The organism is Streptomyces sp. TRM68416 (assembly GCF_014596915.1).
Taxonomy (GTDB): domain Bacteria; phylum Actinomycetota; class Actinomycetes; order Streptomycetales; family Streptomycetaceae; genus Streptomyces.
The window spans coordinates 105073-118044 of record NZ_JACVWU010000012.1 but is presented as its reverse complement, the minus strand read 5'-3'; the positions used below and the strand labels follow the sequence as shown (position 1 = coordinate 118044).

Annotated in this window: 10 protein-coding genes; 2 read left to right on the top strand and 8 right to left on the bottom strand. The window is 69.5% G+C overall.

Annotated features, from left to right (window positions below; all coding sequences use genetic code 11):
• Window positions 1-245 precede the first annotated feature (245 nt).
• On the top strand, window positions 246-863 hold the full coding sequence (locus ICC28_RS20405; protein ID WP_188290074.1) for a GNAT family N-acetyltransferase: 618 nt from the start codon (window positions 246-248) through the stop codon (window positions 861-863).
• Window positions 864-939: 76 nt separating this feature from the next.
• Here the strand turns inward: ICC28_RS20405 and trxA are convergent, their stop codons facing one another.
• The 7 genes from trxA to ICC28_RS20370 all read right to left on the bottom strand — a co-directional run bounded on the left by trxA (window position 940) and on the right by ICC28_RS20370 (window position 10720).
• On the bottom strand, window positions 940-1272 hold the full coding sequence (gene trxA, locus ICC28_RS20400) for a thioredoxin (protein ID WP_133928024.1): 333 nt from the start codon (window positions 1270-1272) through the stop codon (window positions 940-942).
• A 41-nt stretch (window positions 1273-1313) separates the two neighbouring features.
• Window positions 1314-2282 (bottom strand): thioredoxin-disulfide reductase, encoded by a 969-nt coding sequence (gene trxB / locus ICC28_RS20395; RefSeq protein WP_188290073.1) that lies wholly within the window; start codon window positions 2280-2282, stop codon window positions 1314-1316.
• Window positions 2283-2489: 207 nt separating this feature from the next.
• Window positions 2490-3422, bottom strand: a complete 933-nt coding sequence (locus ICC28_RS20390; protein WP_188290072.1) for an anti-sigma factor family protein — start codon at window positions 3420-3422, stop codon at window positions 2490-2492.
• Window positions 3419-4144 carry an RNA polymerase sigma factor SigM gene (gene sigM / locus ICC28_RS20385; protein WP_188290071.1) on the bottom strand — a complete coding sequence of 242 codons (726 nt, stop codon included), beginning with the start codon at window positions 4142-4144 and terminating at the stop codon, window positions 3419-3421. The genes ICC28_RS20390 and sigM overlap by 4 nt, the downstream gene beginning before the upstream one ends.
• Window positions 4145-4177: 33 nt before the next feature.
• Window positions 4178-5890 (bottom strand): protein kinase family protein, encoded by a 1713-nt coding sequence (locus ICC28_RS20380; RefSeq protein ID WP_188290070.1) that lies wholly within the window; start codon window positions 5888-5890, stop codon window positions 4178-4180.
• 118 nt (window positions 5891-6008) lie between these two features.
• On the bottom strand, window positions 6009-8282 hold the full coding sequence (gene murJ, locus ICC28_RS20375) for a murein biosynthesis integral membrane protein MurJ (RefSeq protein WP_188290069.1): 2274 nt from the start codon (window positions 8280-8282) through the stop codon (window positions 6009-6011).
• A 44-nt stretch (window positions 8283-8326) separates the two neighbouring features.
• On the bottom strand, window positions 8327-10720 hold the full coding sequence (locus ICC28_RS20370) for a DUF6049 family protein (RefSeq protein WP_188290068.1): 2394 nt from the start codon (window positions 10718-10720) through the stop codon (window positions 8327-8329).
• A gap of 211 nt (window positions 10721-10931) precedes the next feature.
• Here ICC28_RS20370 and ICC28_RS20365 point away from each other — a divergent pair, with 211 nt between their 5' ends.
• A complete protein-coding gene (locus ICC28_RS20365; RefSeq protein WP_188290067.1) occupies window positions 10932-12377 on the top strand; it encodes a CCA tRNA nucleotidyltransferase in 1446 nt (481 codons plus the stop codon).
• 97 nt (window positions 12378-12474) lie between these two features.
• On the opposite strand, the gene ICC28_RS20360 is transcribed toward ICC28_RS20365, so the two are convergent.
• Window positions 12475-12963 carry a hypothetical protein gene (locus tag ICC28_RS20360; protein ID WP_188290066.1) on the bottom strand — a complete coding sequence of 163 codons (489 nt, stop codon included), beginning with the start codon at window positions 12961-12963 and terminating at the stop codon, window positions 12475-12477.
• Window positions 12964-12972: the final 9 nt, after the last annotated feature.

Sequence of the window (12972 nt, the reverse complement as noted above, 5' to 3'; positions counted from 1 at the left end):
CTTTGCTTTCTGGCGGTATCACGGGAATCGCATCGTGGATACGATGCGTTCGGGTATGACGCATCCACCTGACGGCACCTCTTGGGGGAGGCGAGGGCCATGCGAACGGTGAGCCGTACCGGACTGGTGAGCGCAGGCCTGGGCTTGGGCGCGGTCGGCGGGTTCGTCGGCAGCCTGCTCAGGGAACGGAGCGCCCTGACAGCCGCCCGCGACGCAGCGGGCGAGGGAAGCGAGGAACAGCCTTCATGGGGCGTCGGCTCGTACCGCTCACGCTGGACAACCTTCCGGACCTCCCCGAGCGTTGCCGGTCGTGCGTCTTCTGGGAGCTGGACCCCGTCAGCGGGCAGGCCGCGGTAAAGGCCGGCACTCCGGCGTTGGAGAAGGAGGCCTGGATCTCCGCGGTCCTGCTGGACTGGGGATCCTGCGGCCGCGTGGTGTACGTCGACGAGGTCCCGGTCGGCTTCGTGCTCTACGCACCCCCCGCCTACGTTCCTCGCTCCACGGCGTTCCCCACGAGCCCGGTCTCGTCCGATGCCGTGCAGTTGATGACCGCGTTCATCCTGCCGGAGTATCAAGGCCAGGGGCTCGGGCGCGTCATGGTCCAGACGGTCGCCAAGGATCTGCTGCGGCGGGGCTTCAAGGCGATCGAGGCCTTCGGCGACGCCCGCTGGAAAGAGCCCGCCTGCGTCCTGCCCGCCGATCACCTGCTGGCGGTGGGCTTCAAGACGGTCCGTCCTCACCCCACGTATCCGCGGTTGAGACTGGAGCTGCGCACGACGCTCTCCTGGAAGGAAGACGTGGAGTTGGCTCTGGACCGGCTGCTGGGCGCCGTGCAGAAGGAGCCGGCGCTCCGGCCCCTGTGACACCGAAAGGGCCGACCCTTCAAGGGCCGGCCCTTTCGTGTTTCACGTGAAACGTCGCTCCGTTTCACGGGAGGCGTCACTCGGCGATGAAGTCCTCGAGGTCGCGGACGATCGCGGCCTTCGGCTTGGCGCCGACGATGGTCTTGGCGACCTCGCCGTTCTGGTAGACGTTCAGCGTCGGGATGGACATGACGCCGTACTTGGCGGCCGTACCCGGGTTCTCGTCGATGTTCAGCTTGACGATCTCGATCTTGTCGCCGTACTCGGCGGCAATGGCCTCAAGGGACGGCGCGATCTGACGGCACGGTCCGCACCAGGCGGCCCAGAAGTCCACCAGGACGGGCTTGTCGTTCTTGAGGACGTCCTGCTCGAAGGAGTCGTCGGTCACGTTCTTCAGGGTGCCGGCCACGGCGGGCTCCTTAACTGGTTGATGCGTGGGGCGGGTGAGGGTCAGACAGCGGTCTTCTCGGGCTCGGCGTTCTCTTCGTCCGCGAGGGCGGCGAGGAAGCGCTCGGCGTCGAGAGCAGAGGAGCAGCCGGTGCCGGCTGCGGTGATCGCCTGGCGGTAGGTGTGGTCGACCACGTCGCCGGCGGCGAAGACACCGGTCACATTGGTGCGGGTGGACGGCGCTTCCACCTTCAGGTAGCCCTCCTCGTCCAGCTCCAGCTGGCCCTTGAAGAGCTCGGTGCGCGGGTCGTGGCCGATCGCGATGAACAGGCCGGTCACCGGGAGGTCGGAGAGTTCGCCGGTCTTGACGTTGCGCAGCTTCAGACCCGAGAGCTTCTGATCGCCCTGGACCTCGGCGACCTCGCTGTCCCAGATGAACTTGATCTTCGGGTCCGCGAAGGCGCGCTCCTGCATCGCCTTGGAAGCGCGCAGCGTGTCCCGGCGGTGGACGATCGTCACCGACTTGGCGAAGCGCGAGAGGAAGGTGGCCTCCTCCATCGCGGTGTCGCCGCCGCCGATCACGGCGATGTCCTGGTCCTTGAAGAAGAAGCCGTCGCAGGTGGCGCACCAGGAGACACCGCGGCCGGAGAGCGCGTCCTCGTTGGGCAGGCCCAGCTTGCGGTGCTGGGAGCCGGTGGCGACGATGACGGCCTTCGCCCGGTGCACCGTGCCCGCGGTGTCGGTGACGGTCTTGATCTCGCCGGTCAGGTCGACGGAGACGATGTCGTCCGGAACGAGCTCGGCACCGAAGCGCTCGGCCTGGCCGCGCATGTTGTCCATGAGCTCGGGGCCCATGATGCCGTCCTGGAAGCCGGGGAAGTTCTCCACCTCGGTGGTGTTCATCAGCGCGCCACCTGCGGTGACAGCGCCTTCGAACACCAGCGGCTTCAGCGACGCGCGCGCGGTGTAGAGCGCCGCCGTGTAGCCGGCGGGCCCGGAGCCGATGATGATCACGTTACGGACGTCGCTCACGGCTTGATTCCTCGTCTCTGGACTACTGCGTCGTCGGACCGGTGGGAGCTCCCTTCAGAACTCTCACCCCACCCAACGGATCCTACGGGGCGTGCATTCCCACTGTGTCCGGGCACACGAAGGGCGAGACACCGTACGGGATACCACGCAGGGCACGGACGAAGCGTGCGTACAGGGAGAGGCGTCAGGAGCGGCTGTAGGTGGGCGTCAGGAGCGGGTGTAGGTGCGCTTCAGCAGCACCTCGGCCTTGTCCACGGACGGGTCGGCCACGCAGGTCGCCTGCACGAGGTAGGCGGTGACCTTGCTGCTGTCGGCAGGGTCGGGCAGCACGACGAGCAGTGCCTCTGTCCCCTTGTAGGTGCCTTCCTCGGTCGCGAGGGCGGCGTCGTTGCGACCGATGCCCTCCTGGACGCAGACAGGCACGGCGGGCTTCTTGTAGACGCGAGGACCGCCGCTGCTGGGATCGGACTGCACCCCGAGGCTGCTGTTCGGGGTACGGGAGCCACCGAGCTTTTCCCGCTGCTGGGCGAGCAGATCGGTGACCTGCTTCTCCAGCGTTCCCGTGGCGAAGGTGTCCACGGCAGCCGCGGTCTCCCGGCCGTCAGCCCCAGGGCTGCTGTTCCCGCCCTCATTGAGAGAGGACAGCAGCAGAGAGCCGAACCCCAGGGCGGCGACGGTGAAGACGGTGCCCAGGACGGCGATCCGGCGACGTCCACGCCGGGTGCGGTCCTTGCGCCCCGGTCCCGTGGACGAGGGGCGGGCGTGTCCTGCGGGACGGTCCGCCGGTAGGGATGTTTCACGTGAAACACGGGTGCTGTCATCCGCGTCCGACTGCGCCCGGGGTGCACCGACGAGGGTGGGGGCATCCGCGTCAGCCGGTGCGGTGGCGTTCAGCAAGGCCTCGGCCGCGAGAGCGGCGTCAATGCGGCCCACGACATCGTCGGGCATCCGGGCAGGGCCGGGCAGTGTCCCGAGCATGCCGCGGATCTCCTCCAGCGAGGCGTGGACATCGGCGCACAGCTCGCACTCGTCCAGATGGCGACGCACCTCTGTGGTCCGGGGCGGGGAGAGCAGGCCCTCGGTGAGGTCGGAGATCTCGGTGACGTCCGGGTGCCCGGCCGCGTCCGTCGTGGATGTCACGCTCGCCCACCTCCGCCCTTCACAGCAGCTGAATCACTCGGCCCGGTACCGCGTGGGCCTTCGGCATGCGACCCCGCTGCGGGTGGGACGGATGTCCCCTGCGTCCGGTTCCGCCCCTCGCCGGTTTCTCTGCCCTCACCGGGGTATTCCGGCCGCAGATGAGCGAGCAGGGGCAGGAGTCTTGCTCTGCCCCGCGCACAACGGCTCTTCACCGTGCCGGTCGGCACGTCGAGCACACGAGCCGCCTCGGCGACGGGGTAGCCCTGCATGTCCACCAGCACGAGGGCGGCCCGCTGATCGGGGGGCAGCGTCCCGAGCGCCTCCAGCAACTGCCGGTGCAGATCATTGCGCTCGGCGGGAGCGGAGGCCTCCTCGTGCGGCTCCAGCAACTGCTCCAGGCGCTCGGTGTCGTCCACGGGAGACGTCTTGCGGGAGGCCGCCTTACGAGCCCGGTCGAGACAGGCGTTCACCGTGATCCGGTGCAGCCAGGTCGTGACGGCCGACTGGCCCCGGAACGTGTGGGCGGCCCGGTAGGCGGAGACGAGAGCGTCCTGAACCGCGTCAGCGGCCTCCTCACGGTCACCGAGCGTCCGCAGGGCCACGGCCCAGAGCCGGTCCCGGTGCCGCCGGACGATCTCACCGAAGGCGTCGGGGTCGCCTTCCACATGCCGAGCCAGGAGGTCCTGATCGCTTACGTCGCCGTATGCACTGCCTTCTGCCATCGGACCCCCTCCCCAGGTCGTCTCGGTGAACTCTCAGCCCTTGAACTGCACGTCGGTGACGGACTGCTTGTAGCCGGAGTCGCTGTATGCGTCTCCGGGCGCGTAGGGCAGAGCGGTGAGCCACACGAGCACGTACTGGCTCTTCACCGGCTTGGTGATCTTTACGGTGGCAGAGTCCCCGCTCGTCGTAGCCGTGCCGATCTTCCGCATGGAGTCCAGCGACGAGGGTGACAGGGAGTCGGCTGCGTACAGTTCGACCGTCGTGTGATCGCCGCTGTAGTAGAGCCCTATGGTCCCGGTGGAAACCTGCTGCGCTGAGCCGAGGTCGTACATGATGCCCACGCCCGGCTTGTACGGCGCGAGTACGGGACCTTCCCGGTAGCTGCTCGTCCGCCAGTACGTCGAGCTGTCACCGTCGTAGGTCTTTCCGACGTCGGCGGGGTGCTGGGCGTTGCCCTTGGCCACGTACTCCTGCGCGCCCTGGATGGAGATCGGCTTCGGCGCCGGCGGCTTCTTGTCCTTGCTCTTCTCGTCCGTCGTCTGCGTCTGGTTCGTCTCGTCGGACTTGTTGCCCTGGTCCAGGAGGGCGTCCGCGAGCTGCCAGCTGCCGAGGCCGAGTGCGGCGATGAGGAGGGCCGAGACGGCCCACTTCAGGGCCTTGCCCGTGCGGCTCTGGAGCGGGGGCGGCGGGGTCGGGACCGGCTGGGTGGCGCCGGGGTGCGGGGCCTGACGGCCGTACGTGCCCTGCTGGTACGTGGTGCGCTGGTAATCCGGCGGGGCGGTGAACGTCGGCTCCGGCGGGCGGATGCGCGGCATCTCGCCGATCGCCTTCACCAGCTCCTCCGGCGTCGTGCACGCCGACTCGTGCCGTGAGGCGGTCGCGCCGTCGTTGGCGAGGGCGCGCATGGACAGCTCGGAGAGCCCGCGGTGGACACCGGCCCGCACCTGGTCGGGAGCGATCAGGCCGACGTCCTTGGGCAGCCCCGACAGGCCGTAGGCGTCGTTCTCGTACGGCCAGCGCTGGGTCAGCGACGCGTACAGCAGTGCGCCGATCGCCTCCGTGTCGGTGCGCTGCGGGGTGTCGGAGCTGATGCCCCGCAGCGCGGCGTTCACCGCGAGCCCGCGGATGCGCCACTGACCGGTCGAGGTGCGCAGCACGGCGTTGGGGTTGAGCCGCAGATGGGCGAGACCCTCACGATGCGCCGCGGCCATGGCGGCGGCGATCTGGCTCACCATCTGGTAGGCGTCGTACGGCTCCAGCGGCCCGGAGGACAGGAGCGTGGTCATCTCGGTGGCGTCGGGCAGCCACTCGTGGACGACGTAGACCAGGTCGTTCTCCTCGACGGCGTCCAGCACCTGGACGAAGCGAGGATCGCCGAGCAGCGCGGAGGAGCGGGCCGCGGCCAGTACGGAACGGGCCCGTGAGTGGTCCGCGGGCAGGATGTGAACGCCGACGGCACGACGGAGCTTCTCGTCCACGGCACGCCAGCTGCTGAAACCGTCCAGACGGGTGACGCACTCCTCCAGGCGGTAGCGCCTGGCGAGCTTGTGCCCGCTGTGCAGTTCGGGCGGTGAGGCCTTCTCGGGACCCTCGGTCCCGCCACTCCCCTGTGCCTCGTCGGTGTCCGTGTCGCGCTCCCGATTCTTGACCACCCCGTCGGCCGTGGACTGGTCCGCCTGCGCGGTCAGCGACTCGTCGTCGCTGTTGTCTGCCACGTCGACGGCAGCCGTGCTCCGTTCCGCCACCGTCGCTCCTGCCTCCCCATCCGTTGCGCGCTCTGAGACGCCGAAACCAATTGTGCCCACAGTCCGCCGCTATGCACGACACACGGTGGCGAACGATGGTTGTGCGCGTACCCGCGCCTCAGCGCCCCAGACGCCCCCGGACCATTCCGACCAGCGAGTTCACTTCTTCGATCCGCATCCGGCGGGCGGCGACGAAGAAGACGGCGAACAGGACGCCGCCACCGACCAGAAGGGCGGCGAGGGAGCCGATGACGCCCTGGCCGAGGGTGCTGCCGATGCCGTAGCAGGCGGCGCCGCTGAGCAGTGCCGCGGGCACGGAGGCGATGCAGAGCCGGGCGTAGGTGCGCAGCACGCGCCTGCCGTCCAGGTCTCCGCCCAGCTTCCTGCGCAGCCGGCGCCAGGCGATGCCGACGCCGATCACGTAGGCGAGGCCGTATGAGGCGGCCATGCCGACCACGGCCCAGCGGGGCGGGAGCACCAGGAAGCAGACAACGGCGGCGGCTGCGTTGACCGCGGCCACGATCACCGTGTTGTAGAAGGGGGTTCGGGTGTCTTCGTAGGCGTAGAAGGCCCGCAGGACGACGTACTGCACGGAGTACGGGATCAGGCCGAGGCCGAAGGCCATCAGCATGTAGCCCATGTTCGTTGCGGCGCTGGTGCCCGAGGAACCGAACATCAGCGTGCACATCGGGATGCCGAGGGCGACGAACCCGAAGGCGATGGGCACGATCGCGACCGCGGTCGTGCGCAGGCCCTGCGAGATGTCGTCGCGCACCGCGCCGCCGTCGTCCTCCGCGGCGGAGCGGGAGATGCGCGGCAGCAGGGCGGCCATGAGGGACACGGTGATGATGGCCTGGGGCAGGCCCCAGATCAGCTGGGCGTTGGCGTAGGCGCTGTAGCCGGTGCCGGCGATGTTGGTGTCGGCGACGGCGGCGGTGGCCAGCTGGATGACGACGAGCGCGCCCGCCTGGTTGGCGAGGACGAACAGGATGGTCCACTTCGCGAGCGCCGCCGCCTTGCCCAGGCCGTGGCCCTTCCAGTCGAAGCGCGGGCGCAGCCGGAACCCGGTCTCGCGCAGGTAGGGAATCATCGCGAGGGCCTGCACGACGAGGCCGAGCAGGATGCCCACGCCGAGCAGCCGCTGCCCCTCCGGCGGGATGTTCGTGACGCTCATTCCGGAGCGCTCGGAGGTGCCGTACACCCAGAGGAACAGCGCGAGCGTCACGATGATGACGACGTTGTTGAGGACCGGAGTCCACATCATCGCGCCGAACTTGCCGCGGGCGTTGAGGATCTGACCCATCACCACATGGACGCCCATGAAGAAGATGGAGGGCAGGAAGTAGCGGGTGAAGGTGATGGCGACGTCGTTGGCAGCGGGGTCGCTGGCCACGGGGTTCGACAGCGCGCGCACCAGAAGGGGGGCCGCGAACATGACGATCGCGGTGAGCGCGGCGAGCGCCACCATCACGAGCGTCAGCAGACGGTTCGCGAACGCCTCGCCACCGTCCTCGTCCTCCTTCATGGCGCGCACGAGCTGCGGCACGAAGACGGAGTTCAGGCCGCCGCCGACGGTGAGGATGTAGATCATGGTGGGCAGCTGGTAGGCCACCTGGAAGGCGTCTCCCAGGAAGGCGGTGCCCAGCGCCGCGACGATCAGCGCCGACCGGATGAACCCGGTGAGCCGGGACACCATCGTTCCCGCCGCCATCACCGCGCTCGACTTCAGCAGCCCGGCGGCCTTGCCGCCCTTCTTCGCGGGTGCCACCGGGGCCGGTGCCGCGGGGGCGGGGGCGGGTGCCGGCGCGGTGCCGAGGTTCATGGTCGCGTCGGCCGGGGGCGGGGTGGACGCCTGGGCCTGCTGGTGCCGGCCGGGCTCGGCTGCCGGGCCCGGTACCGACGGGGACTCGTACGGCGGGCGTCCGCCGCCCTGCTCCTGGTCCCGGAACAGGTGCGCGAAGGCGTCCGGCTCGTGGCGTTCGTCGGCGGAGTGGGTGACCAGGTCGTCGACGCCGACGTACTGGGTCGTGCGCGGATCGTCGCCGTAGGGGAGGTACTGGGTCGCACCGTCCGGCTCGGGCGCGGGCGTCTGGGCCCACACGCGTGGGTCGGGGGCGTACGGCGACTGCGGGGGCTGGGCGTACAGGGGCTGCTGCGGATGGTGCGAGCCGGGGGGCGGCGGGGGGTGCGCGGCGCGGTCGTAGAGCGCCTCGGCGACCGGGTCCTGGGCGGTGAGATCCTGCGACCGGTACGGGTCCTGGTCGTAGGCGTCCTGGAGGTACATGTCCGCCGGCGGCTGCGGCGGTACCTGGCCGTGCTCGGGCGGCGGGCCCTCGGGATGACCCGAGCTGCCCGCGGCCTGGCCGCGGTCACCGTCGTACGGCGCGTTCATGGTTACCCCACCTCATCGTCCCGGGCCCACCGGCCACGACATCCTCAACGGTCCACTCTCTCACCCGTCCCGGACGGGTCCGGGCTTTCCGCTGGGGTGTCAGGTGCCGGGTCACTCGGCTGCTCCGGGTCGTCTGCCCGGGGTCCGGTGCCGGACTCCTCAGTAGGACGGTCATCGGGCCCCGCGGGGTTCTCCGGACCGTCCGCGATCCCGTCCGCGGCGTCCGGACCGCTGTCCTCGGCCTCGCGGGCTGCGGCGCGCTTGCGCTGCGTGTACATACGGAAGCCGGCGAGGACGAGAAGGAGGAAGCCGCCGCCGATGACCAGCATCACGGTCGCCGTGAACTCGGTGACCTTCACGTCGAACTTGACCGGCTCGCCGTACTTCTGGCCGTCCTCCGTGTACAGCTGCGCGATCACCTCGGCCTGGCCGTTGGCCTCGGCGGAGGTGGTGAACTTCACCGTCTGGCTGTGACCGCCGGAGACGGTGACGGGCTGCTCCTCGTAGGTGTAGCCGCCGATCTTCAGGCGCCGCGGGCTCGTCGAGGTGAGGCGCAGCACCAGCTTGTCGACGCCCTGCACCAGGTTGTTCTGCACCGTCACGGGGATCGTGGCGCTGCGTCCGGAGAGCTTGGTCGCGGACTTCTCGATCAGCGTGACCTGGTCGGCCAGCGAGTCCAGGTACCGCTCCACGCCGTCGCGGTACTCGGTCGCCTCGGCGCCGCGACCGCGCCATGAAGTGGACATCTCGCGGTTCATGGCGCGCCCGAAGGGGGTCACGACCCGGGACTTGTCGGAGAGGATGACCTGGAACCTGTCGAGCTTGTCCTGGGTGGCCGCGATCTGCTGGAAGGCCGGCTGCCGGAGTTCCTGCTTGCGCAGGGCGGCGGGGTACGCGGATGCCGCCCGGACCTTCGTGGTGGCGCCCGGGTCGGGCTTGCCGGTGGCGGTGGACGTGAGGTCCTGGAACTGGGACCAACCGCCCTCCTGGAGGGCTTTCACCGCCTCGGCCAGCGCCCGCGCCTGGGGTGCCGACAGCATGCGCTGCGGAGCCACGACGATGCTGCGCTGCTTGTCCGTCTGAAGGTTGAGCGCGAGGCTCTGGGCCAGGAATCCCTGCACCGCGAGCGTCGAGGCGGACGCCTTCGTCATGTCGCCCCGGAACGCCGTGGACAGCCGGGCGTCCGCGACCACCGCCGTCGTGCCGCCGCCGATGGGGCGGGCCGCGGAGGGCGTGTAGGTCAGGCCGTCCGTCTCCTCCAGGCTGTCGCTGCGTGCGATCAGCTTGTCCGCCCCTGCCGATGTGGCGACCTTGACGATCGACGGGTCCACCGCGCCGTCCACGGGCCAGGCGAAGTCGGTGCTCGGCGTCACGTGGAGGATCGACTCGACGGTGTCGTCGGCGACGTCGGTGGCTTCCTTGAGGTGGGTGAGCGAACCTGTGACGTTCGTGCCGTTGTGGGCCAGGGAGGCGAGGTCGGGGTCCGCGAAGGGCAGGGCGACGACCTCGTTGTCCGCGACCGCGTCCTGGAGCTCGGCGAGCCACTTCCGGGCGAGCTCCTGGTCGGCACGGGTGCCGGCCGTGGTGGTGCCGTTCTCGTTCTGGACGCGGTAGCCGCCCGCCATGGCGGCGGCGGAGGCCAGCAGGTCCGGGTCGATCACCCAGGTGACGTCGAGGTCCTTGCCCAGCGTCAGCAGTTGTTGCAGGCGGCCGCCCGGCGCGAGTTCCGCGGCGAGGTCGTTGTCACGGAAGACGCGCGTCTGAGACTCGTTCGCCCCCGTCTGCGCGGTCATGTGGGTGGTGGAGACGAGCGGCCACAGGACCGTCGTCTTCGTCCTGGTGTCGGCCTCGTCGGTCTGCCACGGCAGGAACGTCCGCTGGATGCCCAGCGGCTGGTTCCACTGCTGTGCGGCCGTCTTGCCGAAGAGGGAGACGGCGAACTGGTAGACCCCGTCGCCGCCCAGGTCCAGGTCGTCGACCGGTACGGAGATGCTGAACCGTTCGGAGACGCCCGGGCTGAGCTTGGCGAACTTCTCGACGTACTTCCCGCCGACCGCTCTGCCGTCCGCGCCCTCCTGGTAGCCGGTGCGCTTGGCGGCGTCCTCGATGCCGGAGCGGGTGGTCAGCTCCGGGCCCACGCGCAGGTCCACCTGGGCGTCGGTGACGGCCTGCTTGCTGTTGTTCGTCACCGTGCCGGACACGGTCAGCGTGTCACCGTCCGTGGGGACGGCGGGGGTGAGGCTGTCGACGGACACGGCCACCGTGCTGGAGCCCGAGGCGGCCGGGGCGGAGGTCCGGCCGACGGCCTGGACGGAAGTGGCGGGCAGTTGGACGAGGCCGGCCAGTAGGGGCGCTCCGGCGAGCAGCGCCCCGGTGCGCCGCAGCCACCGGCGGGCAGGTGAGGGATGCATCCCCTGGAAGTCTGCCGCCTCGGCCACGCGCTCGCCCGTCCCTCGTCGTGTCAGTGGTCGTCGGAATGTGCGTCCACGCATGGTAACGATGCGCGCTGAGGGTAAGTGCCGCGGACTGCTCCACAAGATCGGCTCACGCTGCCGGGCTGTCCTGTATGTGCCCGTATAAAGGGGAGTGCTTTTGTGCACGTTTAATGGAGGCGCTCCGGGTTGCCGCGGCCACGTACCCTCTTTTGTTGTGCCGAACGCCAACGAAGACAACCTCAGCGTCCTGAACCAGGTGCAGCACCGCGCGGTGAGTGAACTGCTGCGGGTCGCGCCAGTCGCCGACGACCTCGCCCGCCGCTTCCGGGAGGCCGGGTTCTCACTCGCCCTGGTCGGCGGATCGGTCCGGGACGCGCTGCTCGGCAGGCTCGGCAACGACCTGGACTTCACGACGGACGCCCGCCCCGAGGACGTCCTGAAGATCGTGCGCCCGTGGGCGGACGCCGTGTGGGAGGTCGGGATCGCCTTCGGCACGGTCGGGGCGCAGAAGGACGGCTACCAGATCGAGGTGACCACCTATCGGTCGGAGGCGTACGACCGGACCTCGCGCAAGCCGGAGGTGTCGTACGGCGACTCCATCGAGGAGGATCTCGTTCGCCGTGACTTCACGGTGAACGCGATGGCGGTCGCGCTGCCGGAGAAGGAGTTCATCGACCCGCACGGCGGCCTCGACGACCTCGCCGCGAAGGTGCTGCGCACCCCTGGCACGCCGGAGGAGTCCTTCTCCGACGATCCTCTGCGGATGATGCGGGCGGCACGCTTCGCCGCGCAGCTCGACTTCGAGGTGGCCCCCGAGGTCGTGACGGCCATGACGGAGATGGCCGGGCGCCTTGAGATCGTCTCCGCCGAGCGGGTGCGGGACGAGCTGAACAAGCTGATCCTGTCCGCGCACCCGCGCAAGGGCCTGGAGCTGCTGACCGAGACCGGGCTCGCCGCGCACGTGCTTCCGGAGCTGCCGGCCCTGCGCCTGGAGAGCGACGAGCACCACCGCCACAAGGACGTCTACGAGCACACGCTGATCGTCCTGGAGCAGGCGATGGCCCTGGAGGACGACGGCCCCGACCTCACCCTCCGCCTCGCCGCGCTGCTCCACGACATCGGCAAGCCCCGCACGCGTCGTTTCGAGAAGGACGGCCGGGTCTCGTTCCACCACCACGAAGTGGTCGGCGCGAAGATGACCAAGAAGCGGATGACGGCCCTGAAGTACTCCAACGAGCTGGTGAAGGACGTCTCCCGCCTGGTCGAGCTCCACCTGCGCTTCCACGGCTACGGCACGGGCGAGTGGACGGACTCGGCGGTCCGCCGCTACGTCCGAGACGCGGGCCCCCTCCTCGACCGCCTCCACAAGCTGACCCGCTCGGACTGCACGACCCGCAACAAGCGCAAGGCATCCGCCCTCTCGCGCGCCTACGACGGCCTGGAGGAGCGGATCGCCCAGCTCCAGGAGCAGGAGGAACTCGACGCGATCCGTCCGGACCTCGACGGCAACCAGATCATGGAGATCCTCGGCATCGGCCCCGGACCGGCCATCGGCCGCGCCTACAAGCACATGCTGGAGCTGCGGCTGGAGAACGGTCCGATGGAGCGCGATGCGGCCGTGACGGCACTCAAGGAGTGGTGGGCCGAGCAGCAGGGCTGAGGATGTGAAACGGGGTCATGTTTCACGTGAAACATGACCCCGGAACGCACCGAGGGGCGGTGTTTCACGTGAAACACCGCCCCTCTCGGCGTCCTGCCTACTTCTTGTAGTCCTTCAGGCAGAGCAGGAAGTCGCCGCCGTCGCCGGACTGGGTGTAGACGTACTGGAATTCCTTCGTCTTGGCTTCGCACTTCGTCTCGGCGGTCAGGCCGCTGAACGTGCCCTCGATCTTCGCGAGCACCTCGTACTGGGCGTCCGAGGAACTGCAGTCCACGACCTCAAGGTCCGGGTTGTTGTCGTCGCTGCTGCCGCGGTGCATGCAGTCGCCCACAGCGGCGGTGTTGGCGTCGTTCCGGCTGGCTATGTAGCCGCCGACGGCCACACCGATGACGGCCAGGACGATGACGATGTTCTTGATGGTCTTGAAGCTGAGCTTGCGGCGGGGAGCCTCCGGCGGTTCCGGGGCGTACGGAGCCGCGCCCTGCTGCGGGAAGCCCGGCTGCTGCGGCGCCTGACCCTGGGGCTGGCCGTACGGGTTCTGACCCTGGGCGAACGGGTTCTGGCCCTGGGGCGGCGGAGTGGTCACTTGGGGGTC